The following is a 26,886-nucleotide window of genomic DNA, read 5'->3' as shown; positions in this document are numbered from 1 at the left end:
TTTAATGATTATTATGGAGAATACTGTTATATGCCCTTACATATCTATGAAGGCTTGAGCGGAAAATTAATCACCACCATATTGAAACCAGGCCGCAGAAGTAAGACCGCAGATGTTTTTTCCATTTTACACCGGATTATTGTCCATTTGCGTGAGGTGTGGAAAAACACGATGATTATTGTACGTGGCGACGGTCATTTCTGCAGCAAAGAACTGATGGCCTGGACAAGCACCTGTCAACGGGTTCATTTTCTTACCGGGCTTACAGGCAATAAATCCCTCAATAAACTGGCAAGAGTAACCATTGACTCGGCAGAGAAACAGTTTAAAAGTACCGGCAAACCGGTAAAACGGTACCATAGTTTTGATTATGCAGCAGACTCATGGAGTGAACCCCAACGCGTAATCGTAAAAGTAGAAGTGAGCGAAAAGGGAACCAATGTCCGGTACGTGGTAACCGACATCCGTTGCATAAGGACCAAGGCCCTGTATGAACAAGGTTATTGTGCACGTGGGCAAATGGAGTTGTATATCAAGGAAAGCAAAACCTACCTGGAATCCGACCGCATGTCGTGCAGCCGTTTTGAAGCCAATCAGTTCCGGTTGTTCATGCATTCCGCTGCCTATGTCCTCTTGCACGCCCTGCGCAGTGAAACCCTGCGGGCAACCGGGTATGCTAACGCTACAATGAAGACCATCCGGTTGCGCCTGATCAAGATTGCCGCCTATATAAAGGAAATGAAGACCCGGATAAAAATAGAGTTCCCAAAACAGTTTCCGGATATGGAAGTGGTTGCAAATTGCCTGGGTATCTTCAACGTGTTACGATGTTAGCACATTGTTGAAAACCCCGGAAAACACCAGCCAAATCATCAGATTTACAGAATAACCCCCAGAAACCGCACAGCGGACGCGAAGAACATTGGTAATAACCACAAATAACTGTTAGTAACGGCGATTTTTGAAGAATTTTACCTGAACCCATAAGCTTTTTCCGGGCAAAAGACTGCATCAATATTTTACAAAGTATCCCGGTTTGTGTAATTTTACGTCTTCGTCCTGAAAATGGTATGGCTTTTTATCCGAATCTTGGGTTTATGAATAATTCAGGTTAAATCACGATGATATTTTATGGCACAATAATCCTGCGGAAATAATTGTGAAACATTTAAAACTACAAGGCGATATTTCAAAATCATACAGCGCAGTCATAACTATCCATTATTTAAGGTTACTTAGTATTATGCAAACTTGTCGATTTCAAAACAAATCGTTTCTTCATTTTTTGTTATCTGGCAAGCAAGATATAAATGATTTTCGTAATGTTGATAAAACTTTAATTAACAAAAGGCCATACAATAGTAAATTTGACATTAATTTATTCCATTAAAAATATTGTAAATTAGCAACGAAATATGAAAAATACATGAGCAATATTAAACTTTTTGAAAGCAAGCAAATACGGACAGTTTGGAGCGAATTTGATCAAAAGTGGTATTTTTCGGTTCAAGATGTAGTTCAGTTATTAACTGATACAACGGACGTTAAGGATTACATCAAAAAAATGAAAAAACGAGATTTGGAGCTTAACTCCAACTGGGGGACAATTTGTCCCCTAGTTGAAATGATTGCTGCTGATGGGAAAAAACGCAAAGTACAGGCTGCAAATGCTCAAGGACTATTAAGAATAATTCAATCAATTCCATCTCCGAAAGCGGAACCTTTTAAACTTTGGCTAGCAAAAGTAGGTTCTGAGAGACTAGAAGAAATTGAAAATCCTGAATTAGCAACACAACGGACACGTGAATTGTATAAAGCAAAAGGATATCCAGACGACTGGATTGAAAAACGGATGCGAGGCATTGCCATTCGTGAGGATTTGACTGAAGAATGGAAAACCAGAGGGGTTAGAGAACAACTTGAATATGCAATTTTAACCGCAGAAATCTCTAAGGCAACATTTGGCTTGACACCTTCTGAATACAAGAAAATCAAAGGTTTGAAAAGTCAAAATTTACGTGACCATATGACTGACCTTGAATTGATTTTTTCAATGCTTGGCGAAGCCTCAACAACTGAAATAGTTAAGACTAAAAGCCCAAAAGGATTTATCGAAAACAAAAAAACAGCAAGACAAGGCGGTAATGTTGCTGGCAATGCAAGAAAAGAATTAGAACAAAGAACCGGTAAGAAAGTCGTTACCAAGGAAAATTATTTACCCGAATCAACCAAAAATAAACAATTAAGAAAGGGAGAAAATTAATTAAGCATACACATTTACAAGCCGCCCGTGCCATCGCTCAAACCTAATCTCGTAAAAGGTTAAAATGGGATGACATCTCGAACGAGATGTCATCCCATTTCTATTTCTTGTAATTTTGCTTTCTTCAAAAAGATCCAAGATGATAGATCCTGATGAATTCCGTCATCATGCCCACAAATTTGTCGACTGGATGGCCGATTACTTGCAACAGGTAGAGAAATACCCTGTCAAATCACAGGTAAAACCACGCGAGATATATGAGCAACTGCCTGCCAATCCTCCATTAAAAGGTGAAAGCATGGATGCGATCATGGCTGACTTTCAGAATATCATCCTGCCGGGAATGACACACTGGCAAAGTCCAAACTTTTTTGCTTACTTTCCGGCCAATTCAAGCTATCCCTCCATTCTTGCCGAGATGCTCACCGCCACGCTTGGTGCACAATGCATGGTGTGGGAGACATCACCGGCTGCCGCCGAACTCGAAGAAAGGGTCATGAACTGGCTGAAACAGATGACGGGACTGCCATCATACCTGGATGGCGTCATCCAGGATACGGCCTCCACAGCCACGCTCTGTGCCATCATCACGGCAAGGGAAAGGATATCTGATTTCAGGATTAACGATATAGGATTTATAGATTTTAAAGACCTGCGGGCATATTGTTCTACCGAAACACATTCATCCATTGAAAAAGATATCAAGATAGCCGGGCTGGGCAAAAAAAACCTTATAAAAGTTCCTGTCGACAATCTGTACAGAATGGATACACAAGCGCTGGAAGAAGCGTTAAAAAAAGATATTGAAGCCGGGAAAAAACCCTTCTGCGTTGTCGCCACAATAGGAACAACCGGCTCAACAGCCGTCGATCCGGTCACGGAGATCGGACAGGTCTGCCGGAAGTATAACCTGTGGCTACATATCGATGCGGCGCTTGCCGGCACAGCCCTTGTGCTTCCCGAATTCAGATGGATGATCAACGGTATCGAATTCGCCGACAGCTTTGTGTTCAATCCCCACAAATGGATGTTCACCAACTTTGACTGCTCAGCTTATTTTGTAAAAGATAAGGAACTGCTCATCCGGACCTTTGAAATATTGCCCGAATACCTCAAGACAAAATCGAGAGGACAGGTTAATGATTACAGGGACTGGGGCATCGCCCTCGGACGGCGTTTCAGGGCTCTTAAATTATGGTTCGTCATCCGTAATCTTGGCATGGAAGGCATACAGGAGAAGATCCGTCATCATATCGGACTTGCAAAAAGCGTGGGAGATATAATTGCGATGGAAAACGATTTTGAACTGATGGTGCCTGTGCTGCTGAATACCGTTTGTTTCCGGTATAAACCGAAACACCTCAGTGATGATAATGAGCTGAATACCATCAATGAAAAGTTACTTACCAGGCTGAACCAATCGGGAAAGGTATACTTATCGCATACAAAACTGAATGGCAGGTATACCATAAGAATGGTCACATCGCAGACCAACGTGGAGCAGCGACATGTGGATGAAGCATTGGAACTGATAAAGCGAACAGCCCGTTCAATTTATTGACAGGAAAGATAAAACATCAAAAATGAAAAAAAAAGTAATCATCCTATCGGCCTTTGTCGTGGCACTGGTATTTATTTGCTGGCAGCCTGATGCCAGCGACAGCCTGATCAAAAAAGCACTAAGGATTCACAAAAAAGCCTTCACTGTTGATTCGCACACTGATACCCCGCTGGATCTGTTCCGCGGAAACGCCGATCTGCTTGAGAATACGGATCTGACAAAAGAAACACCCAGAGTTGATCTGAAAAAGATGAAAGAAGGCGGGTTGGATGCAGCTTTCTTTGCTGTTTTCATCGGTCAGAATGAACGCACACCGGAAGGCAATTTAAAGGCAAAAACAAGAGCCCTCGCCATCTTCGACACCATCTTTGCCGAAGTCAGAAAATATCACGGACAAGCTGGTATTGCAACTACACCAAAAGAAGCATACAGGCTGGTGAAGGAAGGAAAAGAAGTCATCTTCATTGGCATCGAGAATGGTTACCCAATTGGTAATGACCTATCTATGATACAGACATTTTATAACCTCGGCGCAAGGTATATTACCCTCTGTCACACGAAGAACAATGATATCTGTGATTCTTCCACCGACAAAAACGGTCCTGAAAATAATGGGCTGAGCGATTTCGGGAAGGCAGTGATAAAGGAGATGAACCGTTTAGGTATTATGATCGATATTTCACATGCATCCGATAAAACCTTTTATGATGTGATCGCATCGTCGAAAGTTCCTGTCATTGCTTCACATTCCTGTGCCAGAGCGCTATGCGACAGCCCGCGGAACCTGGACGATGACATGTTGAGAAAACTGGCAGAAAACGGCGGAGTGATCCAGATGTGCTTCCTGAGTGACTACCTCAGGAAGCCGGAGCCCAATCCGGTCAGGGACTCAGCACACCAGGCACTGGAAGAAAAATATCGCCATTTTGAAAATTTAACCGATGAAGAAAGCAAACAAGCCTGGCAGGAGTGGCATGCCATTGATAAACTTTACCCTGAAAAACCAGCATCAGTTGCCGATGTGGTGGATCATATTGATCATGTGATGAAAGTGGCAGGTATCGACCACATAGGTATCGGCACCGACTTTGATGGCGGTGGCGGCGTTGATGGCTGCAACGACGCAAGCCAGATGGCTAACGTGACAATAGAACTGGTTAAAAGAGGGTATTCCGGCAAAGATATCCGCAAAATTTGGGGCGGCAACCTGATGCGGGTCATGCAGGAAGGTGAAGATTATGCATCAAAAATTAAATAGATTAGTATCATTCATTGATGAGTCTGTTTTTAAAGTGATTAAAATTACTGTACTGACTTTGTGCTCCTTTGTGTCTCCTTTGTGAAACTTTGTGTTAAAAGAAATTAGATTAACCACAAAGGAACACTAAGGAAATCACTAAGGAACACCAAGAGCTTAAGAGACAACCTCATCTTTAATATAATTCAACATGGTAGAAGTATTTGCTATAACATTACTCCCTCAGGAGGAATTCCTGAAACTAAAGGACACACTCCTTGAAAAGCTGCCACTATCATCAAGAGAGAAGGTTCTTCATTATATCCGGCCTGAGGATATCCAACGTTCCCTCTTGGGTGAACTGATGATTCGCGCCATCATCAATCAAAAAGAAAATACTCCATCGCATTACCTTATTATTGAATATACTGAAAAAGGCAAACCATTTTTCCGGGATCATCAGGATATCCATTTTAATATTTCTCACTCAGGACAATGGGTGGTTTGTGCCGTTTCATCTGCCCCTGTCGGCATAGATGTTGAAGAAATCAGACCCTATAAACTGAAAATTGCTGAAAGGTTTTTCACCAAAGAAGAATTCAGCGACCTGATGAAAAAAAATGAAGATGACCGTGTGCATTACTTTTTTGAACTCTGGACATTGAAAGAGAGTTACCTGAAAGCCCTTGGCAAAGGACTGACAAAAACATTGAATAGCTTTACGATACAAAAAGTCGGTGATGAATTCAGAATTATCCCGGATGATACACTAAACAAGATTCATCTGAAGATTTATGATCTGGATCAGAAATATAAAATGGCAGTCTGCGCTTTTGAAGAGGAAATGACAAAACATGTTTCTTTTCTGAACATAAAAGACTTGATGACAATGATCAATGATCAATGATCAATGATCAATACATGACTGTTAAGGAGAATGTGTGGTTTATTCATGATAGAATCAGTTGAATGAAAAAGATAGCAGCATTGTTTTTTCTGTTTGTCATTTGCAGTTTGCAGCTTTTCGCACAGACTGACTGGATCAAATCATTTTATCATCTGAAGGTTGGAAACCTCTGGTTTAACTCTATAAGGCTGGATTTTCCGGGCATAAAAAATAACCAGGTGATGACCGACAGTCTGCCTTTTTTCAATGCGTCAAATATACCCATGCCACTTGAAGCTATTCAGGTGCCGTCTTTCATCACCGTAAAAATCATACCTGCTATTTTACCACCCCAAAAGGAAGGAAAAGTCATCATCACTTATGATGCAGTCAAAAAAAATACTTTTGGTAAAACCTTTGATGTCTTTTTCCTCGCAACAAATGATACCGTTCAGCCGGATAAGACCATCATTCTTGCACCAGAAATAGGTGAGGATTTCTCGTACCTTACCCCTGAGCAGCTTGAAAATGCGCCGAAAATTTTATTCACCGCCAACACATATAATTTCGGCACTCTAAAGCCGGGAACCATCGTTCAGTATAGCTTCGAATTCAGGAATGATGGCAAATCCGATCTGCTCATCAGGAACGTGGTTTCAAGTTGCGGATGCACCGCTACAGAGGCAGAAAAAGAGTTACTGAAGCCCGGTGAAATAAGCACTATTGATGTGATGTTTGATACTGCAGGACGTCAGGGTAAAGAGGAGAAAACCGTGACCGTTGTTTCAAATGATCCATATCAGCCTGAAGTGGTTCTAACAATTACCGGTATAGTCGAGTAAAAGTGATTTAGGTTTACTTTTGTTATGGGATTTTGAAACGGTTTTAACAATTTTCTGATGAGTGCAAACCTTTTCGGTGAAAAAATCTTGATATGCAACAATATTTAAAATTGCTGTTTATTTTTCTGGCTCTGATATTAAGCCGTGGATATGGCTCAGGTCAAAACCTGCCACCAGGCTGGAATTATACCATCACACCCATATCCCATGTTATTGCCATTACTCTCTCTGCCCAACCTGCTATCAATGATGTACCTATATCACCTGGTGATTACATCGGTGTGTTTTTTACACGCAATGATTCTCTTATTTGCGGAGGTGCTGTTGAATGGTACGGAAACATCAATGTTGCAGTTGTCGCCTATGGCGACGATTTCCTGACGACTATTAAGGATGGCTTTAATTCCGGGGAAACGCTGAACTGGAAGATCTATTCCTGGCAGTATCTTCAGGATTTTGATGCTATTGCTGAATATGACCAGTCATTACCCAATTATGACGGAACATTTGTATCCAGTGGACTGTCATCCCTGACGAGCTTAAATGCTTCAGTTGCCTTGCTGGTGGTCGCCACAGCCATCCCACCTGTGATATGCATTGGCTCCTCTTCCCAGCTTCATGCCGATGCCATAGGCGGCTCAGGCATTTATACATATTTCTGGTCCTCACTGCCGGAGGGATTTTCTTCATCAGAACAAAATCCCATCGTTTATCCTGTAGATACAACCCTTTATATCGTGGAAGTCAATGATGGGCAATCTACTCAGACCGATACCGTACAAGTATCGGTTCTCTTGCCACCTTTGGCTTTTGCTGGCAATGATACCACCATCTGCCAGGATGCAATACTACCTTTATCAGGATATGCCATGTACTATACTTCAGTTCATTGGACAAGCAACGGTGACGGTCAGTTCGGGAATGACACTTTACTTTCAACGAACTACACTCCGGGTGAAAATGACACTTCCAGTGGCTTTGTTCAGCTAATGCTAACCGCTTTTCCTCTTTCACCATGCCAGGATTCTGCACAAGATCACCTGAATCTGAATTTTAGCCCTTTGCCGGCAGTTGACGCAGGGAATGATGACAGCATCTGCGAGGGTGGCAAATATACCACCATGGGTTCTTCCTCTCATGCCAGATACATATTCTGGACTACATCAGGGGATGGCACATTCGATGATCCCACATCGACTACGGCCATTTATATGCCCGGACAAGCGGATATCATCGCAGGTTCTGCCACATTATCACTCACCGCTTATTCGATTCCTCCCTGCAACACTGACACTACCGATCAGATGAATCTCATTATCCAGGTTAATCCAGGTGCTGATGCAGGGCAGGATGTATATATTCCTTACGGGACAAGTACACAGCTTTCAGGCAATGCGACTGGCGGATCAGGAATGTATTCCTTTTACTGGATACCGGAAGAGGCGCTGATTGATCCGTCCGTTCAAAATCCCATTACTATCAACCTCACTGAAACAACTGTTTTCACTTTAACCGTTACCGACTTGTTTACCGGTTGCCAGGACCAGGATGAAGTCGCTGTATATATTACAGGAGGACCTTTATCGGTAAGAGCCATGGCACACCCTGGTGCTGTATGTGAAGGAGATTCTTCACAACTTGAAGCCATCCCGACAGGTGGATCGGGTAATTATAATTATTTCTGGACATCTATCCCCCCAGGATTTTACTCCAGTCAGCCTGCACCAGTCGTTTACCCTGATCTAACAACCCTTTACATTATTACCATTTCCGATGGATTTTCTACAGCCGGTGATTCAATCATGGTCATTGTGAATACGTCACCTATTGCCGATGCCGGAGCTGATATCACCATACCTTATGGCACAAGTACGGTTCTTCAAAGCACAGCAAGCGGAGGATCAGGTAATTACGCATTTATATGGTCGCCTGCTTTTTATCTGGTCGATCCGGAAATTCAAAATCCTTCAACCATTAACCTTTTCGAATCGGTTGAATTTATAGTGTCCGTCAGTGATGTTTTATTCGGATGTAGCGACACCGACTCGCTAAATGTATATGTTGAGGGTGATCCTTTGCAGGTCACCGTTGTTGCAGATCCTAACAAAATTTGTTTAGGCGACACGGCACAACTGCATGCATATGCATCCGGTGGCTCAGGTGATTATTTCTATACCTGGTCATCTTTTCCTCCCGGATTTTACTCTTCCGATCCTGATCCTCTGGTTTCACCAGGAAATACTACCGATTACCTTGTGCAGGTCAGTGATGGCTACAATACGGTTAACGGTTCGGTGAAAGTTACGGTCCACAACATACCAAGTGTCCAGATCATCGCTTTCCCTGATGATACGGTATGCCAGAACGAGTTCATCATGCTTGATGCAACCACTCCGGGAACTGTCAGTTATCTCTGGTCGCCGGGTGGTTATACCGACCCTGTCATATGGGTGGATACCACCGGTACAGGCATCGGATCAGCTCTGTTGTCCGTCACAATTACCGACTATAACGGATGCCGGGGTATAGATTCCATTACAATTACCTTTAATGACTGCGTTGGATTGCCGGAAATTATTGACGATGAAGCCGTGACTATTTATCCCAATCCGGCTGAAGATAAGATCTATGTGTCAGTTAAAGGATTGCAGTCATTTGACCTGGCTGTGACCAATATGTATGGGATGATAATCATGGAAACGCATTGCCCTGACTCAAAAAATGGAATCATAATCCCGGTGGAGACCGATCATCTGGCCGATGGAATCTATTTGATCAGGATTCAATCGGTAAATTATCGGATTTGTAAAAAACTGATGATAAAATAAAACCTTGCTGACTATTCAGTTATATTCTCTCCTGCGCACCCTTGAGGATTTGATATAAAAATTCCCGTGCCCTGAAAAGCTGCGCTTTAACGGTACCTAACGGTAAATTCAAATTTGCGGCTATCTCTTCGTATGAAAATTCTTTAAAATACCGGAGATCGATAAGTTCACGGTAATGTGGTTTCAACTTATCAACCACTTCCCGCATGAGGTTGATTTTCTGATTTTTAATATAATTTTCCTCCGGATCCAAGGTTTCAGCCTGCAGGCTGGTCGTAAAATCGCCCCCATCCTCACCCTCCATTTGTTTATCTAATGACAGGATATTCTTTTTCTTTTTTCTGATAAAATCGATACAATTATTGGAAGCTATTTTAAAAAGCCATGTGCTGAAAGCATAATCCGGAGTATATTGCCTGAGGTTTTTAAAAGCTTTACCAAAAGCCTCAATGGTGAGATCGTCAGCATCTACTGGGTCATTGGTCATCTTCAAAAGCATGAAATACAGCGAATCCCGGTAATTATTCATCAGCTCAGCGTAAGCTCTTTGATCACCATGCGTGATAGCCTGCAGTACCAGTTTATAATCCCGCTCCGCCTTCTCGGTAAGATTGGAGTTTATTTCCATTTATTGCTTTTGACGAAGATGATCGATAGTCTTAAAAACAATATTATTAATAACAAAAATACTTCATACACAGGAGATATCAACAATAAATCCTTTTCTTTCAATTTCAACATACACTTTTTCAGGATGAAAAGGTAGCTGAGGAATCTGACCCCGAAGACTGACAGGATGGGTATCCACAGACCGGGAGTATAAACAAGAAGGAAAATGAAAGCGGCATAAAAGAAGAAAAGGCTGTAAGAGTTTATTGCCAGCAGCAGCTTATGGCGTGATTTATAAAAGCGCTGTGTTTCCAGCTGCTTCTTTTTAAGTAGCAACCATCCCAGGAATGGTATTTTCCCTTCATACTGTGTCTGGCTGTCATGACTGATCTCAATGCGTGTATTTTTCGCATTAGAAACCGCATTCACAAACAAGTCATCTTCACCTGTGATAAGAGTATAATGTGATATAAAACCATGGCTTTTGTAAAACAGTTCTTTCCGGTAGGCCAGATTTCTTCCGACACCCATATAAGGCACACCACAGATAGCAAAAGAAAGATATTTAACAGCAGCCTGCAGGTTGTCGAAGCGAAGCCATTGGTTTATCAATCCCAACTTTGGCTTTAAATTACTGTAACCCAATACGATACCGGTCTGCTCATCAAAATTTGATAGAATTCCATTTATCCACTTATCACTGCAGGGCATGCAATCAATATCGGTGACAAGTATGATATCATTTTTAGCCGATTTTATCCCGATAGACAGAGGGAATTTCCGTCCCCTGAAGAAATTCAGATTCTCACCGATGTTAACAACTTTAAGCCTGGAATAGTTCCTCGATAAGCTCTCCAGGTATAGCCGGATATCCTCTTCGGGTGATTCATTCACGACGACGACCTCGAAATCAGGATAATCCTGATTGAGAATGCTTATAAGGCTTTCTTCCATGCCCGGTGTTACCTCCCTGCCGCATAAAACAACCGAAACGGGCAGGGAGCCCTGAGGTTTTTGGATCATGGCATAAAAGGCCAGCCGTCCGTATACAAACCACAGGTATACCAGCTGGATAACGGTACAAATCAGAAAAACAAGAAATGCCGCTAAAAGTATAGAGTCGGAAAAAAAGTAAGAGAGGTCCATTCACCCTGTTGTTGTCGGACAAAAATATTTATTCTTATCTAATAAAATTTATCTTTGAATCAAATTTTAATAACAGTAAGTTGTATATAATTAACAATACTGATAAAGACACCAAAGCCCGCGCCGGTACGATCACCACAGACCATGGTACCATTCTGACGCCTGTTTTCATGCCAATCGGCACGGCAGGGGCAGTAAAAGCCATACATTTCCGTGAGCTCAAAAAAGATATCAGAGCGCAGATCATCCTTAGTAACACTTACCACCTCTATTTACGGCCTGGCATTACAGTGATTGAAGAAGCCGGCGGGTTGCACCAATTCATTGGCTGGGACAAACCCATCCTCACCGACAGCGGTGGATACCAGGTCTATTCCCTCAGCAGCCAGCGTAAGCTTAAAGAAGAGGGTGTTCACTTCCATTCACATATCGATGGATCAAAACATATTTTTACACCGGAAAATGTCATCGACATCCAGCGGTCAATCGGCGGCGATATCATCATGGCTTTTGACGAATGCACACCCTATCCCTGTGACTATGCTTATGCACGCCATTCCATGGAGCTTACACACCGCTGGCTCAGGAGATGTACTGACAGATTCAGCGATACCAGGCCGGCCTATGGTCATGAACAGTTTTTGTTTCCTATTGTCCAGGGCAGTGTTTACAAAGATCTGAGAATCAAATCGGCAGAGACCATTGCCGGTTATCAGGCGCCGGGTAATGCCATTGGCGGACTGTCAGTGGGCGAACCTGTCGAAACCATGTATGAAATGACCGAAGTGATCTGCTCTATACTTCCGGCTGACAAACCACGTTATCTGATGGGTGTGGGAACACCTGCCAACATTCTTGAAAGCATCGCACTGGGCATCGACATGTTTGATTGTGTGATACCCACCCGTAACGGACGCAATGGCTGGCTGTTTACATGGAACGGCATCATCAACATCAAAAATGAAAAATGGAAATTCGACTTTTCACCCATTGATGAAGATGGGGATGTTTTTGCCGACAGGGAGTATACAAAGGCATTTCTCAGGCACCTGTTCGTAGCCGGAGAAATGCTCGGCCCCATGATTGCCACTGTCCATAATCTGAACTTCTACATAAAGCTTATGAAAGAAGCTCGTGACAGAATCGTAAACGGAACTTTCGGAGAATGGAAGAAAAAAATAATTGACCGGTTGCAGGAAAGAATATAGCTATGGCAGTGATGAAAAAAATCGATTATTATATCATTAAGAAATTCCTGGGTACTTTTTTCTTTTCCATTGCGCTGCTTATCGTCATTGTCGTGGTATTTGATTTTTCAGAAAAGATTGATGATTTCATCCTGAAAGAGGCGCCACTGAAAGAAATCATCTTCTCCTATTACCTGAACTTTATTCCTTATTTTGTCAATCTCTTCGTTTACCTCTTCACATTTATTTCGGTAATTTTCTTTACTTCCAAGATGGCAGCCAATACCGAGATAGTCGCCATCGTGAGCAGCGGCATCAGCTATAACCGGCTCATGCGCCCCTATCTGATCTCATCGATATTCCTTGCTGTGATGTCATTTTTGCTGGCTAATTTCGTCATCCCTCAGACGAATAAAACATTGCTGGCATTTGAAGAAAAATACGTTAGCGCTCCCCGAAGCACCAGGGATATCAATATTCATTTACAGGTGGCCCCTGAAACTTATATTTATGTAGAAAGTTATAATGCCCTGACTGCCACAGGACATAAATTTTCACTCGAAAAGATCAATAAAAAAGGTCTCTATTATAAACTTACCTCTGAAAAGGCTGTATGGGACAGCCTGACAAGCAACTGGAGCGTGTATAATTATGCTGAAAGGACTATTGACGGCCTGAAGGAAACTATCTCAAAAGGCAAGTTAAAGAAGGTTGCAATGGACCTTAAACCGGAAGATTTTACTTTTAAGGTGGAAGATGTGATCACGATGAATTTTGCCGACCTGAACCGGTTCATCAAAGATGAAAAAATGAAAGGGACTAAGAAGGTCGTCGAATATATTGTGGCCAAGCAAAAACGTATTGCCAATCCTTTTGCCACGATTATCCTTACTTTCATAGGTTTCTCTCTTTCGAGCCGCAAGGTGCGGGGAGGCATAGGCATGAATCTTGGCATTGGTATCACCATCACCTTCACGTATATTCTTTTCATGCAGGTTTCTTCAGTATATGCGACATATGGAAATCTCCCACCGTTCTGGGCTGCCTGGCTGCCGAATGTCTTCTTCGGGGCATTGGCAGTGGTGCTGGTACGGATTGCCCCGAAATAAGAGACTATTGAGTATCTTTCCAAAAGTAAAATCCGGGAAATGATAAAGAGAGGGGTGGCTCACCATTAAAAATCCCGTACACTGCCGAACCGCTGCCTGACAGGGAAGCATAATCAGCACCTGCATCATAAAGCTTATCTCTGATCGTACGGATTTCGGGAAATTTCAAAGCCATCGACTCCTCGAAATCATTCACTAACGTATTCTTCCATTCCAATACCGGCCGGGCAATGATCTGTTTCAGATCTGTTTTTCGTTTTACCGGTTGGATCATGGCATAAGCTTGGGCAGTGCTGCTATGCACGGGAGGTTTTACAATGGTGATAGTATATGCGGATAAATTTACATTTACGCGTTCCAGGTGGTCTCCCCTTTCCCGGGCATATGCAGGTGCATCTTGCAGGAAGAATGCACAATCGCTGCCCAGTTGGCGGGCATAGACCTGCAGTTGCTCCAATGACAGATTCAACTTAAGAAGTTCATTCAGCACCCGCAGGGTGTAGGCGCCATCCGATGAGCCGCCACCCAGGCCTGAACCAATGGGAATTACCTTGTGCAAATGTATCCGCACCGGCGGGAGGGAAAAATCTTTTGTAAGCAGCCGGTAAGCCTGAATGCACAAATTACCGGCAACATCCCCGGGAATTTCAATACCACTTGAGGTGAATGTAACATCATCAGTGTCTGACTTAATGATTTCGAGGATGTCGCAGAGTTTCACCGGGTAAAAAACAGTTTCAATGTCATGAAAGCCATCGCTTCTTTTACCGGTGACCCATAGTCCGAGGTTGATTTTACAATGAGGAAAAACGACCATACTGATGATTAAAATGTTATCACAGGTAAAAATAAAGGAAACTTCCCAATAATGGTGTGATTTATTTCTAAATCAACCTCTGACTTTAAGGTTTTAAGATTATTACTTTCTCCGTAAAGACAGGTTTACCCTCATCAGAAAATTTGAACAGATAAATCCCGGGATCAAATGAAGTGATATCCAGATTCAACGAATAGGCTCGTTCCAGATTATCATAAAGATATATCCTTTCCCCGGTTATGGAATATATCTCGAGAGAATTGAAATATTCGGTTAAAATAAAATTGATCCTGTTAATAGCAGGAACAGGATACACTGAGTTAAACCTGTGGTTTCCGTTTTCGTCAATATCGGTATGGCCCACGAACAGAGTAACTTCAACAGTGCCATTTCCTATATTCAGCTCCGGAGTGAAAACAATATTCGCAGAATAGCTTCCAAAATCGAAATTCTGAGAATTAATTTGCATTATAATTTCCTGGACATCAAATGGTGCAACCTGTCCCATTGTATCGCTGAGATTCAGCCATTCCACATTCCTTGAATTATCCATAGTAGTATCTTCAATTATTGTGGCATTCCATACCAGGGAACCATTTCCGGAATTATGTATTTCAATACTTTCATTGCAGGAAGCACCTTGTGCTATATATTTTACAATATTCAAAGGTGAAATTTCCATTTCCGGATGGACTGAAGGGAATAAAAGTATATTCCAGGTTGTAATATTGTCAATATATATTTCCTTCTCAATAGGATCATAACCAGAAGCTTCACACTTAACTTCGTATGTTTCTCTATCTACACTAATATCATAATAGCCACTGTCATCCGAATATACCGGATTATACCCATAAACAGTAATTTTAGCACCATCAACAGGTTCCGCTGTTAAAATGTCGGTAACAATCCCCTTTAAATGAGCTATTTCGGGAATCCATACTTTAATATTATCAATATACCAGTCATTAATCTGATAACTATCTAATCCATGTGCCCTGAATCGAAGAAAGACCGGTTCCCAGGATGGAAAAAAACTATTTGGAACTACCATTGTAATATGTTTCCAATCAAACTCGAATTTATTGGTAAATTCCGCTACAACAAACCATGAGGAAGGATCACATGAACTGAGAGTCAGCATTTCAACTGCTAATTTTTCAGTTCCTGTGTTAGAATAGTTATTTAAGCTAATGTCAAACGATATATTTAAAGTATCATAGTACCAACCAGGAGCATTATAAATGCTCAACATCAACAAATGTGAGTAATTGGTTTGGGTAGGTGCCCAGTTAAATTGCACACAGGGTTCAGGATTTCCCACATCATCGGATAAACTCCAATTGCTATTATCTGGATCCATTGACCAATAAGTATCCTCCATTCCATATTGCCATGTTTCTTCAAATGGCAGAAAACCAAGTGGTGCTAAAGGGTACAAGACGATATCTAAAACAAGTATATCATTCTCCAGTACGTCAAGACAATATTCAGCATTAGTGCTGTAATACATTCCGGCGGCAATAACATCATATACACCAACTGGAATATAAATAGAGTAGAAACCAGCACTATCTGAAAATACCGAGTAAGTTTGAGGGTATGTCTCAATCCAGGCATTTTCGACAGGCACGCCTTCATAATCTGTGATAATACCTTGAATCGTACCCTTTGGAAGTATGGTAGCACTATCAGTAACCTGCGATGATTCACAACTGTCATAAACAGCCGACAGTGAATATGAATATGTTCCAGCTTCAAAGGGGCCGAATAATATGGAATCACAGTCAGCATTTAAAAATGAGACTCCCTGGTTCTCAACGTAAAGATTATAACCAATTAAAACCAACCTTGACGCTGCATTATCTTTTCCCGCTGTTGGTATTTCCAGCCAACCCTGAAATCCTGCATTACTGCCATTTTGGTAAAATTGGCAGTTCTGTGGAGGATCCCAGGTAATTAAGATATAATCCATATTGTACACATCGACCGAAAAGTTGGCCGGAGGCAGACATGAGTCGATCGAAATCGCTTCAGGCATCGGTTGTGCAGATTTATGTGTATGAATTTGCACCGTACCTCTGGCCTGAATGATAAACGCACAGGCTATTATCAAGAAAAAGGTGATGAGGCGGCTATTCTTAGTAAGCATTAAAAGTAAATCTTGAATTACATCCACAAATATAATGAATATAAATGTATTTAGCAATTGCTATTTTAATAAAAAGTATGAAAAAAACCACCTAACCCCCTTCACCCCCTCTCATGGAGGAGAGGGGGACGGGGGGTGAGGCCATTTAAAATTTTCATAACGTGTTTATTTTCTTGAGCTTTCAATATATTGGTCACTAAATGTAGATGGGAATAGGACTTTTATAGGATGACAGATTCCTGACTGGTTGTGCTTCAACTATAAACTGGTTGCGCTTCAACTATAAATTGTATATTTGCTCGCTTTTTCTACATGCGATGCAGCTAATTAATACGGTTCTAACCGGCATCTTAAAAAGAAGGATTAAATCTATTGATCACTTCAGGGATAATCCATTTGATATTCAGGAGAGGTGCTTCAAAAATTTAATTGATACCGCAAAAAACACCGAATGGGGCCGGCAATACGGATTCGGTTTCATCTCCGGCATAGAGTCGTTCCGGGAAAGAGTGCCAGTGAATGATTATAATTCCCTGAAACCTTATATTTTCAGGATACAGAATGGTGAAAAGGACATTCTCTGGCCTGGCGGCACGCGCTGGTTTGCCAAATCCTCAGGTACCACCAGCGACAAGAGTAAATATATTCCGGTGTCCAGAGAAGCCCTGACAGAGTGCCATTTTAAAGGCGGCAAGGACCTGTTCGCCCTATATTTTCATAATTACCCCGGTAGCCGCATGTTTGATGGTAAAGGTATTGGCATGGGAGGATGCCTGAACCGGAACAATACCGACAAAGGATACTATTATGACGGAGACCTCTCGGCAGTTATGATGAAAAACCTTCCCATCTGGGCCGAACTGGCCAGAACACCCGGGCGGAACATTGCCCTCATGAAAGACTGGGAAAATAAGATTGAAAAAATGGCCACAGTCACTACCGGGCAAAATATCACCAATCTGCTCGGCGTTCCATCATGGACACTCCTTTTTCTGAAAAAAGTGCTTGAGAAAACAGGAAAATCATCCATCCATGAGGTGTGGCCCAACCTGGAAGTTTTTTTCCATGGAGGTGTCAACTTTAATCCTTACAGGGAACAATTCCGGAAAATCATTCCTTCCGGAAAAATGAATTATATCGAAACCTATAATGCCTCCGAAGGATTCTTTGGCATTCAGGATCAGCTAAATTCCGACGAAATGCTTCTGATGTTGGACTATGGTATCTTTTATGAGTTTATGCCTCATGACCAGATCGATAGCAGTCATCCTAACCTGCTGACACTTGCCGACGTCAGGAAAGAGGTCGACTATGCCCTGGTCATCAGCACCAATGCCGGATTGTGGCGGTATATCATCGGCGATACCATCCGGTTTACGTCGTTGAATCCATTCAGGATACAGATTTCCGGCCGGACTAAAAACTTCATCAATGCTGTCGGCGAAGAAGTCATTGTGGATAATGCCGAAAAAGCGCTCACCATCGCCTGCCAGAAATGTCCCGCAGCTATCAATGAATATACCGCCGCACCTATTTATTTTGATGATAACCATAATGCATCACATGAATGGCTCATTGAATTTGCGACCACTCCGGCGGATATGGAAGCCTTCACTGATGCATTTGATCATGCCCTGATGGCTTTAAACTCGGATTATGAAGCTAAACGTTTCCAGAATATGGTATTGCGCCGGCCTGTCATCAGGCAGGTACCGGAAGGCACTTTCTATAACTGGCTGAAAAAGAAGGGTAAACTTGGCGGACAAAACAAAGTCCCGCGGCTGTCGAATGACAGGAAATTTGTTGAAGAAATTCTTGTCATGATTTAATCATATTTTCTCCTCTCTTTTGCGAATATGTTTATTTTTCCTTTATTTTACACTCTGGTTTTTAAAATACTGATTGATCATGCATATAGCTATAGCCGGTAACATTGGTTCAGGTAAGACAACCCTCACCGGGCTGTTAGCCAAACGATTTGGCTGGGAAGCCCAATACGAGGATGTCGAGTCTAATCCCTATCTGTATAGCTTTTATGAGGACATGCAACGGTGGTCGTTCAACCTACAGATCTACTTTTTGAACAGCCGCTTTCGCCAGATCATCAGAATCAGGCAGAGCGGTAAGACGGTGGTGCAGGACAGGACCATCTACGAGGATGCCTATATCTTCGCACCCAACCTGCATGCCATGAACCTCATGACGACCAGGGACTTTGAGAACTATATTTCTCTCTTTGAACTTATGAGCTCTTTCATCCAGCCTCCTGACCTGCTCATATACCTGCGTGCTTCAGTGCCCACGCTGGTCAATCAGATACAGAAAAGAGGCCGGGAATATGAAGAATCTATACGTCTCGATTACCTGAAAAGCCTCAATGAACGTTATGAAGCATGGATATCGAAATATACACTCGGCAAGCTGATCACTTTTGATGTGGATAAGATAAATGTCGCCGAAAATCCTGAAGACCTGGGCATGGTCATCGACAAGATCCATGCTGAATTGTTTGGTTTGTTTTAACCACAACGGATGAAATATATCGGCATCATACCGGCACGATATGCCTCCACGCGTTTTCCCGGCAAATCCTTAGCCATGATAAATGGTAAATCGATGATTCAAAGGGTCTATGAACAGGCTTCCGGCTCTGCCACACTGTCATACCTGGTCGTCGCCACCGATGATGTCCGTATCGAGGATCATGTCAGGTCATTCGGAGGAAAGGTCATCATGACATCGCCCCTCCACAAAAGTGGCACCGACCGCTGCCATGAAGCCATCCAGAAAATTGTCGCTTCCGATCCTGTTCATAACAGGTTCGATGTGATTCTCAACATACAGGGCGACGAACCCTACCTGAATCCCGCACAAATCGACCAGGTTATCGGATGTTTCAATAATCCTTCTGTCACTATAGCAACCCTGATGAAAAAAATAGACTCTTCCCATGAACTGTTCGACCCCAATGTCGTCAAAGTCATCATCGACGCATCCGGCAATGCCATTTATTTCAGCCGTCAGCCCATACCTTTTCTGAGGGACATAAAACAGACAGAGTGGCTTCAGCGGCATGATTTTTTCAAACATACAGGCATCTATGCGTTCAGGGCTGAAATCCTTAATGAAATAGTCAAACTGGCACCCTCCTCACTCGAAAATGCCGAAGCCCTCGAACAGCTCAGATGGCTGGAGAATAATTACAGCATCTATGTCCAACTTACTGAATATGAGAATATTTCAGTTGACATACCGGAGGATTTGTCAAAATTTACCAACATGTCTTGAATTAGACCTCTAACCATTGTAATTTAGCCTGCTAAAATTTAGTGACGTAATGAGGACGATAGACCACTTTGTGAGTGACCTGTTATACGAACACGAATGTGTGATCATCCCCGGCTTCGGAGGATTCATAACGAGTTACACTCCGGCCAGGATTCACCCTGTCCACCATACATTTTCACCTCCTTCAAAAGATGTCCTCTTCAACACAAACCTCAAAAGGAATGACGGGCTTCTGGCAAATTATATCGCTGAAAAGGAAGGTATTTCATTTACGGAAGCTTTAAATCACATTTCCACATTCACGGAGGTCTGCCATGATACGCTCCGTCGAAATCAAAGCCTTGTTTTTGAGAACATTGGAACATTCAGACTTAACGCTGAAGGAAGTATACAGTTTATTCCGGATACACACGTCAATTACCTTAACGACGCCTATGGTCTGACCAGGTTTACATCGCCGGCGATAAAACGGCAGCCTGTTGTACACAAACAGTCTGCTATCAGATTTACTGACAGAACACATAAATCAGAGCGGGGAAAACCTGCAAAAATCATCAGGCAATCAGCTTTTCTCGCATTACCATTACTTGCCCTTCTGGCATGGGGATATTTTAATAACCAGGCTATTACAGATTTTTATACCAATTATACAGGTGTGGTTTCTTTCAAAAAAAATCCTGTAAAAAATTCTACAGAAATTCCGGTATCACCCAAACCGGCACAAAACGATGAAACTTCATTCACCTATAACTCTCCTTTTATTAAAACACCTACCACCCAGAGTATGACAATACAGCCTGCATTTACTGACAAGGCTTCTGTTACATCCACCGGAGATAAATATTATGTGATGGCAGGTGCTTTCAGGGATGAGAAAAATGCGCTGACGTTGATTGAAAATCTGAAAAAAAAGGGTTACCAGCCCGAAATGGTTGATACAACGGGCTCAGGGCTTTTCCGGATCTCTTACCAGATGTTCACAAGCAAAACAGCTGCTCTTGAAGGGCTTGCAGTCATCAAATCTTCAGAAAATCCTGATGCCTGGATATTGAAAAAATAATGACAGCTTTATAAATCGCTTGGTATGAATCCAGGAGCTGGCTCTGGACAAGGTTTTTACAGAGAGTTACTGGATAATTAAACATTGTATTGTGCCTAAGAAAAAATTAATCAGGTTTGCAGAGAACGAGACCTTCCCCAACTTTTTTCAACCTACATACAAGGAGCTGCGCAATTCCATATTTCCATATAAAGGTAAATGGAGTGATGACTATTTCAGGAATGGCTATCCTCTGGTACTGGAGCTGGGTTGCGGAAAAGGTGAGTATACGGTCGGGCTGGCACCGCATTATCCTGATAAAAATTATATCGGCATAGATGTCAAAGGGGCTCGGATGTGGAAGGGTTGCAAGACGGCAAGAGATCAGGGAATGGCCAATGTAGCCTTCATACGCACCAGGATCGAGTTGATAGGATTTTTATTCGGCCCTGGCGAGGTCAGTGAGATATGGCTGCCATTCCCTGACCCCAGGCCAAAAAGATATACCATCCGGAGACGCCTCATCTCACCCGATTTTCTCGAATTGTTCAAAACCATTCTCCAAGATGATCACATCATCCATCTTAAAACTGATAATCCCTTGTTATTTGAATATGCCCTGCGGGTGATCTCCGAAAATATGCATGAGCTGTTATTTTCAACCACTGATCTTTACGGAACTGCACCTGATGAAGTGGCCGCCACCATCAGGACATTCTATGAAGATATGTTCCTGAAAGATGGGTTGAAAATTAGTTATCTTAGATTCCGATTAAAGAATTGATCACCTCACCCCCTTCACCCACTCTCCTTGAGGAGAGGGGGACGGGGGGTGAGGCCAAATAAAATCGTGAAGATAAATGCCTGAAGATATCTCCTTCTTTGAAAAAGTCTATGAAGTTGCGAGGCTCATTCCTTATGGCCGTGTGACCTCCTATGGTGCTATCGCCAACTATCTGGCCACCGGAGGATCGTCCCGCATGGTGGGCTGGGCCATGAATGCCTCACACTGCGCCGATTACAACATCCCTGCCCACCGCGTTGTGAACAGAAATGGCCTGTTGACCGGTAAACGCTATTTTGGAGGTCCGGCCGTCATGCAGGAACTCCTCGAAAGTGAGGGAATCAGAGTTATAGATGATCAGATAGTAGACTTTGAAAAACACTTTTGGGATCCGGCAAAAGAGTTACAGTGATGGAAGCCGGCACAGATAAATTCCATTCGTTTACAAACCCTAAGGCATTTAAAATAGTGCCTCGGCGTCCTTTGCGCCTTCTTTGCGAACTTTGCGGTTATATAATCTAACTTTGCAATCCTGACAAGAAATATTTTTCGATCCATAACACCTTGAAATCATTGAATCAATGATCAACGTCGGAATCATCCAGTTTTCACCTGTACTAGGGAACCTGGATAAAACTATTGATAAACTCAAGTTTCTTTTTAAACAGATCAAATCAGCCGATCTTATCGTCCTGCCTGAGCTTGCCAATTCCGGCTATAATTTTACTTCTAAAGACCAGGCTTTTGCCCTGGCAGAAGAAACAGGGCATAGCCGGTATCTCGATTTTCTTCAATCCACCTGTAATTCCCTGAGTACATATATGGTGACTGGCTTCAATGAACGTGAAGGTGATAAGATCTATAATTCAGCTATTCTTCTTGGCAGGAATGGGATTATCGGCAAATACCGCAAGCTGCATTTGTTCCTCAATGAAGCAGATTATTTCACAAGAGGTAACCTGGGTTTGCCTGTTTTTGATCTGGGTGATTACAAAATCGGCATGCTCATCTGCTTCGACTGGATATTCCCCGAAGTATGGCGGATACTGGCATTAAAAGGTGCTGATATCATCTGCCATCCTTCCAACCTCGTCCTGCCCTATGCACAAAAAGTGGTGCCGGCTCATGCCCTCGTCAACAGGGTATTTACGGTTACAGCTAACCGTGTCGGGACTGAAGGTGACATCACTTTCACCGGAAAGTCGTTTATCGCTGACACCGAAGGAATTGTTATCAGCATGACATCGGAAAGAAAGGAAGAGGTTATCTTTGCAACTATTGATCCCCGGGAAGCCAGGGATAAGATGGTGACCATACGCAATAGTGTTTTAAGCGACCGGCGGCCTGAGGAATATAGTGATTTGATACGCTAAAGAGCATCTCCTTTTGGTACAAAATTTGATAGTTTTTCGCCTCCCGATATTGTGTTATAATTCACATTTAACTAACCTAAGTCACTTGCAATATGAAACACAGCTCTTCGTTTATTCTTCCGGTTATTCTAATTCTGTTTGCCGGATGTGAGAAAGAACAAACAGGTAAGATTCTTAATCCAAAGCCCCTTTCACTGCCCTATAAAGCACAGGAAGTCATCTCCCGGAGCAACAGCTTCGGGATCAATATTTTTAAAGCAACGGCAACTAGTGAGCCAGGCAATATGATGCTTTCCCCTTTAAGTGCCAGCACAGCTCTTACCATGCTGCTGAATGGCTGTAGCAGCGATACCTACAGTCAAATCCACCAGATGCTGGGATATGAAGGATTGACAATCGGTGAAGTTAACGCCACATACCAAAGTCTGCTGGCACAATTGCTTGAAGTCGATCCTGAGGTTAATCTGGCACTTGCCAACGCAGTTTGGTATAGGACTGATTTTCAGGTTTATACCAGCTTTCTCGATACCTTGACGACGGTATTCAATGCCGCTGCAGGAGCACTGGATTTCAGCAGCCCATCGGCACTTGAAACTATCAATGGATGGGCAAGCGAAAACACAAATGGAAAAATAGAAAAGGTACTTGATGAAATCTCACCCGATGCGGTCATGTTCCTGATGAATGCTCTCTATTTCAAAGGAATCTGGACAACACGGTTTGACGAAAACTCAACTTCCCCCGGAATATTCTGCCTGGATGACGGCACAACCATTACTGTGACCATGATGAAAGGCAATGTGGCGACCAGACTTATTAATGACCATGACTATTCAGTTCTTGAAATGCCCTATGGCCGTCAGAATTTTTCGATGGTGATAATCGAACCATGGATAACGCTGCATGAATTTCTTGGCAATTTTAATAATCAGCTTTGGAATGACATTACCGCCAGGCTGGATTCCATTCCGGATTTTTCATCCTATGATATTGTGATGCCCCGATTCAGGTTCGATTACGAAAAGGTGTTAAACGACCAGCTAAAAAGCTTAGGTATGGTGGATGCATTTGAGCCCTATCTGGCAAACCTTTCAGGGATCGCGGATGCCAATATCTTTGTGAGCTTCGTCAAACAAAACACGTTTATTGAAGTCAACGAAGAAGGCACTGAAGCTGCAGCAGTAACAACAATAGGAATAGAACTGACCAGTGCCAATCCATCCTTCACTGTGTATAAGCCCTTTATTTTTGCTATCCGTGAACGCACATCCAACACTTTGCTTTTTATTGGTAAGGTTGTGCTGCCGGAGATATAGCAGGTTTTGTTTTATCAGAGATGATTTCGTGCAATCCTGTGTCGCGATAATTGTTATATTTCCGGTCAATTCTTTAACTTTGTTTAACCTTATTCCTTTCAGGGATAATGGTAAAAAAATATCTCGGTATGACAGATGATCACGAAAAACTAACCATCAAAACCGTCTCCGGGGAAATCCTTAAAAAGTGGTATTATTTGTTAGTTTTAGGCCGCACCCTTGATGATCGTGCTCCAAACTACCTCAAGCAGGCGCTGGGATGGTCATATCATGCACCCTATGCCGGCCATGATGGCATCCAGCTGGCTATAGGCCAGGTTTTCAACAGGGAAACAGACCATCTATTTCCGTACTACAGGGATATGCTGACTGTTATTTCAGCAGGCCTGACGGCTGAGGAGATCATTCTCAACGGTATTTCCAAGGCTACCGATGTCGCCGGCGGCGGACGCCACATGTCAAACCACTTTGCCAAACCCGCGTGGCATATCCATAATGTTTCTTCCTGTACCGGTAATCATGCATCACAAGCTGTCGGGGTGGCCAGGGCAATGAAATATTATAATCATAAAGGAGTGGCTATTTCCTCACAAGGTGAGTCATCTTTTTCTGAAGGCTATGTTTATGAAGCCATTAATGGCGCCTCGAGGGAAAAACTGCCGGTTATTTTTGTCATACAGGATAACGGATATGGTATCTCTGTGCCGAAATCCGACCAGACAGCCAATGCCAAAGTAGCTGAGAACTTTACAGGATTCAGGAACCTGCATATCATATACTGTAATGGCAAAGACGTTTTCGATTCCATGAACGCCATGATCGAAGCCAGACGACATGCTGTCGAAAAAAATGAGCCTGTAATAGTGCATGCCAATTGTGTCCGCATCGGATCACATTCCAATTCTGACCGGCATGAGCTTTACCGCAATGACTATGAGATCAATTACGTCAGGGAATATGATCCGATGGGCAAATTCAGAAGAATGTTGCTCCGTTATGGCCGTTTTACAGAAGAGGAACTCATGGCCATTGAAACTGAAGTGAAACAAATCGTCAAAGATGCCCACAAAAAGGCTTTAACAGCCGCGGAACCTGATGCAGCAACCATTTTCGATTTTGTATATCCGGAACCTTACAATCCCGTCAAATATTCCGATGGATTACCAAATGGCTCCGGACCATCTAAAAAATTGATTGAAGCGCTCAATGAAACACTTAAAGCCGAGTTCCGGCTAAATCCCGATACGTTTCTTTGGGGACAGGATGTCGCCAGCCAGGAGAAAGGCGGCGTTTTCAATGTCACTAAAGGGCTGCAGCAGGAATTCGGCAAAGACCGTGTATTCAATGCCCCTATAGCCGAAGACTATATCGTTGCTACTGCCAATGGCATGAGCCGCTTCATGGACAAGATACGAATCGTCATCGAAGGCGCCGAATTTGCCGACTACTTCTGGCCGGCGATGGAACAACTTGTCGATACCTCACATGATTACTGGCGGTCGAACGGACAGTTTTCGCCCAATATCGTCATAAGGCTGGCATCAGGAGGATATATTGGCGGAGGGCTGTACCATTCGCAAACATTGGAGGGTACACTGACAACTTTACCTGGTATACGGGTGGTTTATCCATCCTTTGCTGATGATGCAGCAGGTCTCCTGCGCACCAGTATACGGTCCAAAGGCATTACACTTTTCCTCGAACCCAAAGCCCTTTATAATGACCCGGCTGCAGAAGCACCTGTTCCGGAAGATTTTGAAGTGCCTTTTGGAAAAGCCCGGATACGCAGGGAAGGCAGGGATATGACCATCATCACCTATGGCAACACCACTCACATGAGCCTCAGGGCGGCTGAAATGATTGAAAAGGACACCGGTGCAAGCATAGAGGTGATCGACATACGCTCACTGATACCTCTTGACAGGGCGACAATCATCAGTTCAGTCAAAAAAACCGGCAAAGCACTGATTGTCCACGAAGACAAGGTCTTTTCCGGCTTTGGCGCCGAACTGGCTGCCATCATCGGTAATGAAGCATTTGAACATCTTGATGGACCGGTCCGGAGAGTTGGTGCTACCTTCACTCCCGTTGGATTCAACAGAATACTGGAGAAGGCGATTTTACCGGATATACAAAAAATATTTATAGCGGCAAAAGAGCTGTTAAAATATTAAAAATCAAAGATTAAAAATAAAAAACACATATTAAAAATCAAAAACAAAATCAACTGTTATTAATCAGGATAAAGGATATTATAATCACTCATTTTTTATTTTTCATTTGTGTATTTAATTTTTGATTTTTGATCTTTGATTTAACCTGAATTATTCATAAAAAAATGGAAAAGTTTGTTATCTCATTGATAATCATTATCTTTGAGGTGTATAAACTTTTAAACAAACTTTTCCATGAGTAAAGATACAAAAAGCCCAAATACCCATCTTGTTTC

At 42.7% G+C, this 26,886-nt stretch carries 22 protein-coding genes; 18 read left to right on the top strand and 4 right to left on the bottom strand.

Annotation, left to right across the window (positions count from 1 at the left end; genetic code table 11):
- The 7 genes from NT175_10575 to NT175_10545 form a co-directional block, all read left to right on the top strand.
- On the top strand, positions 1-834 hold an 834-nt coding region (locus tag NT175_10575), incomplete at its 5' end, for an IS1380 family transposase (GenBank protein MCX6235142.1).
- A gap of 592 nt (positions 835-1,426) precedes the next feature.
- Positions 1,427-2,263 carry a Bro-N domain-containing protein gene (locus NT175_10570; protein ID MCX6235141.1) on the top strand — a complete coding sequence of 279 codons (837 nt, stop codon included), beginning with the start codon at positions 1,427-1,429 and terminating at the stop codon, positions 2,261-2,263.
- Positions 2,264-2,402: 139 nt separating this feature from the next.
- Positions 2,403-3,824, top strand: coding sequence for an aminotransferase class I/II-fold pyridoxal phosphate-dependent enzyme (locus NT175_10565; GenBank protein MCX6235140.1), 1,422 nt, complete (start codon positions 2,403-2,405; stop codon positions 3,822-3,824).
- 22 nt (positions 3,825-3,846) lie between these two features.
- Positions 3,847-5,082 carry a dipeptidase gene (locus NT175_10560; GenBank protein ID MCX6235139.1) on the top strand — a complete coding sequence of 412 codons (1,236 nt, stop codon included), beginning with the start codon at positions 3,847-3,849 and terminating at the stop codon, positions 5,080-5,082.
- Between the two features lie 190 nt (positions 5,083-5,272).
- Complete coding sequence (locus tag NT175_10555) at positions 5,273-5,968, top strand: 4'-phosphopantetheinyl transferase superfamily protein (GenBank protein ID MCX6235138.1); 696 nt, start codon at positions 5,273-5,275, stop codon at positions 5,966-5,968.
- A gap of 62 nt (positions 5,969-6,030) precedes the next feature.
- Entirely contained in the window at positions 6,031-6,789 is a 759-nt protein-coding gene (locus NT175_10550) for a DUF1573 domain-containing protein (protein MCX6235137.1), read from the top strand.
- A 92-nt stretch (positions 6,790-6,881) separates the two neighbouring features.
- Positions 6,882-9,617, top strand: a complete 2,736-nt coding sequence (locus NT175_10545; GenBank protein MCX6235136.1) for a T9SS type A sorting domain-containing protein — start codon at positions 6,882-6,884, stop codon at positions 9,615-9,617.
- Positions 9,618-9,636: 19 nt separating this feature from the next.
- Here NT175_10545 and NT175_10540 read toward each other — a convergent pair whose 3' ends face one another.
- A complete protein-coding gene (locus tag NT175_10540; GenBank protein MCX6235135.1) occupies positions 9,637-10,245 on the bottom strand; it encodes a sigma-70 family RNA polymerase sigma factor in 609 nt (202 codons plus the stop codon).
- A complete protein-coding gene (locus tag NT175_10535) occupies positions 10,236-11,372 on the bottom strand; it encodes a glycosyltransferase (GenBank protein MCX6235134.1) in 1,137 nt (378 codons plus the stop codon). The genes NT175_10540 and NT175_10535 overlap by 10 nt, the downstream gene beginning before the upstream one ends.
- 80 nt (positions 11,373-11,452) lie before the next feature.
- Between NT175_10535 and tgt the strand changes: the two genes are divergently transcribed.
- Positions 11,453-12,580, top strand: coding sequence for a tRNA guanosine(34) transglycosylase Tgt (gene tgt, locus NT175_10530; GenBank protein ID MCX6235133.1), 1,128 nt, complete (start codon positions 11,453-11,455; stop codon positions 12,578-12,580).
- Between the two features lie 11 nt (positions 12,581-12,591).
- Positions 12,592-13,668 carry an LptF/LptG family permease gene (locus NT175_10525; protein ID MCX6235132.1) on the top strand — a complete coding sequence of 359 codons (1,077 nt, stop codon included), beginning with the start codon at positions 12,592-12,594 and terminating at the stop codon, positions 13,666-13,668.
- A 4-nt stretch (positions 13,669-13,672) separates the two neighbouring features.
- Here NT175_10525 and ispE read toward each other — a convergent pair whose 3' ends face one another.
- A complete protein-coding gene (ispE, locus tag NT175_10520; protein MCX6235131.1) occupies positions 13,673-14,485 on the bottom strand; it encodes a 4-(cytidine 5'-diphospho)-2-C-methyl-D-erythritol kinase in 813 nt (270 codons plus the stop codon).
- Positions 14,486-14,570: 85 nt separating this feature from the next.
- On the bottom strand, positions 14,571-16,526 hold the full coding sequence (locus NT175_10515) for a carboxypeptidase regulatory-like domain-containing protein (GenBank protein ID MCX6235130.1): 1,956 nt from the start codon (positions 16,524-16,526) through the stop codon (positions 14,571-14,573).
- 428 nt (positions 16,527-16,954) lie between these two features.
- Here NT175_10515 and NT175_10510 point away from each other — a divergent pair, with 428 nt between their 5' ends.
- From NT175_10510 to NT175_10470, 9 genes are all read left to right on the top strand, one after another.
- On the top strand, positions 16,955-18,466 hold the full coding sequence (locus tag NT175_10510) for a GH3 auxin-responsive promoter family protein (GenBank protein ID MCX6235129.1): 1,512 nt from the start codon (positions 16,955-16,957) through the stop codon (positions 18,464-18,466).
- Positions 18,467-18,545: 79 nt separating this feature from the next.
- Entirely contained in the window at positions 18,546-19,160 is a 615-nt protein-coding gene (locus tag NT175_10505) for a deoxynucleoside kinase (protein MCX6235128.1), read from the top strand.
- 9 nt (positions 19,161-19,169) lie between these two features.
- On the top strand, positions 19,170-19,925 hold the full coding sequence (kdsB, locus tag NT175_10500) for a 3-deoxy-manno-octulosonate cytidylyltransferase (protein MCX6235127.1): 756 nt from the start codon (positions 19,170-19,172) through the stop codon (positions 19,923-19,925).
- Positions 19,926-19,974: 49 nt separating this feature from the next.
- The gene (locus NT175_10495) at positions 19,975-20,985 is read left to right on the top strand and encodes an SPOR domain-containing protein (GenBank protein MCX6235126.1); all 1,011 of its coding nucleotides are present in this window, start codon (positions 19,975-19,977) and stop codon (positions 20,983-20,985) included.
- 88 nt (positions 20,986-21,073) lie between these two features.
- Complete coding sequence (gene trmB / locus NT175_10490; protein MCX6235125.1) at positions 21,074-21,748, top strand: tRNA (guanosine(46)-N7)-methyltransferase TrmB; 675 nt, start codon at positions 21,074-21,076, stop codon at positions 21,746-21,748.
- 76 nt (positions 21,749-21,824) lie between these two features.
- Entirely contained in the window at positions 21,825-22,160 is a 336-nt protein-coding gene (locus NT175_10485; protein ID MCX6235124.1) for an MGMT family protein, read from the top strand.
- 169 nt (positions 22,161-22,329) lie between these two features.
- The gene (locus tag NT175_10480) at positions 22,330-23,121 is read left to right on the top strand and encodes a carbon-nitrogen hydrolase (GenBank protein ID MCX6235123.1); all 792 of its coding nucleotides are present in this window, start codon (positions 22,330-22,332) and stop codon (positions 23,119-23,121) included.
- 92 nt (positions 23,122-23,213) lie between these two features.
- Positions 23,214-24,437 carry a serpin family protein gene (locus NT175_10475; protein MCX6235122.1) on the top strand — a complete coding sequence of 408 codons (1,224 nt, stop codon included), beginning with the start codon at positions 23,214-23,216 and terminating at the stop codon, positions 24,435-24,437.
- A 128-nt stretch (positions 24,438-24,565) separates the two neighbouring features.
- Positions 24,566-26,611, top strand: a complete 2,046-nt coding sequence (locus NT175_10470; protein ID MCX6235121.1) for a thiamine pyrophosphate-dependent enzyme — start codon at positions 24,566-24,568, stop codon at positions 26,609-26,611.
- Positions 26,612-26,886: the final 275 nt, after the last annotated feature.

Source organism: Bacteroidota bacterium (genome assembly GCA_026391695.1).
Taxonomy (GTDB): Bacteria; Bacteroidota; Bacteroidia; order Bacteroidales; family JAGONC01; genus JAPLDP01.
This window is presented reverse-complemented; position numbering and strand designations above follow the sequence as displayed.

What these genes read in the sequence shown, in the direction of transcription:
- NT175_10570 (MCX6235141.1), top strand. Translation starts at nt 1,427, where the DNA reads ATGAGCAATATTAAACTTTTTGAAAGCAAGCAAATACGGACAGTTTGG.
- NT175_10565 (MCX6235140.1), top strand. Translation starts at nt 2,403, where the DNA reads ATGATAGATCCTGATGAATTCCGTCATCATGCCCACAAATTTGTCGAC.
- NT175_10560 (MCX6235139.1), top strand. Translation starts at nt 3,847, where the DNA reads ATGAAAAAAAAAGTAATCATCCTATCGGCCTTTGTCGTGGCACTGGTA.
- NT175_10555 (MCX6235138.1), top strand. Translation starts at nt 5,273, where the DNA reads ATGGTAGAAGTATTTGCTATAACATTACTCCCTCAGGAGGAATTCCTG.
- NT175_10550 (MCX6235137.1), top strand. Translation starts at nt 6,031, where the DNA reads ATGAAAAAGATAGCAGCATTGTTTTTTCTGTTTGTCATTTGCAGTTTG.
- NT175_10545 (MCX6235136.1), top strand. Translation starts at nt 6,882, where the DNA reads ATGCAACAATATTTAAAATTGCTGTTTATTTTTCTGGCTCTGATATTA.
- NT175_10540 (MCX6235135.1), bottom strand. Translation starts at nt 10,245, where the DNA reads ATGGAAATAAACTCCAATCTTACCGAGAAGGCGGAGCGGGATTATAAA.
- NT175_10535 (MCX6235134.1), bottom strand. Translation starts at nt 11,372, where the DNA reads ATGGACCTCTCTTACTTTTTTTCCGACTCTATACTTTTAGCGGCATTT.
- NT175_10525 (MCX6235132.1), top strand. Translation starts at nt 12,592, where the DNA reads ATGAAAAAAATCGATTATTATATCATTAAGAAATTCCTGGGTACTTTT.
- ispE (MCX6235131.1), bottom strand. Translation starts at nt 14,485, where the DNA reads ATGGTCGTTTTTCCTCATTGTAAAATCAACCTCGGACTATGGGTCACC.
- NT175_10515 (MCX6235130.1), bottom strand. Translation starts at nt 16,526, where the DNA reads ATGCCTGAAGCGATTTCGATCGACTCATGTCTGCCTCCGGCCAACTTT.
- NT175_10510 (MCX6235129.1), top strand. Translation starts at nt 16,955, where the DNA reads ATGCAGCTAATTAATACGGTTCTAACCGGCATCTTAAAAAGAAGGATT.
- NT175_10505 (MCX6235128.1), top strand. Translation starts at nt 18,546, where the DNA reads ATGCATATAGCTATAGCCGGTAACATTGGTTCAGGTAAGACAACCCTC.
- kdsB (MCX6235127.1), top strand. Translation starts at nt 19,170, where the DNA reads ATGAAATATATCGGCATCATACCGGCACGATATGCCTCCACGCGTTTT.
- NT175_10495 (MCX6235126.1), top strand. Translation starts at nt 19,975, where the DNA reads ATGAGGACGATAGACCACTTTGTGAGTGACCTGTTATACGAACACGAA.
- NT175_10485 (MCX6235124.1), top strand. Translation starts at nt 21,825, where the DNA reads ATGCCTGAAGATATCTCCTTCTTTGAAAAAGTCTATGAAGTTGCGAGG.
- NT175_10480 (MCX6235123.1), top strand. Translation starts at nt 22,330, where the DNA reads ATGATCAACGTCGGAATCATCCAGTTTTCACCTGTACTAGGGAACCTG.
- NT175_10475 (MCX6235122.1), top strand. Translation starts at nt 23,214, where the DNA reads ATGAAACACAGCTCTTCGTTTATTCTTCCGGTTATTCTAATTCTGTTT.
- NT175_10470 (MCX6235121.1), top strand. Translation starts at nt 24,566, where the DNA reads ATGACAGATGATCACGAAAAACTAACCATCAAAACCGTCTCCGGGGAA.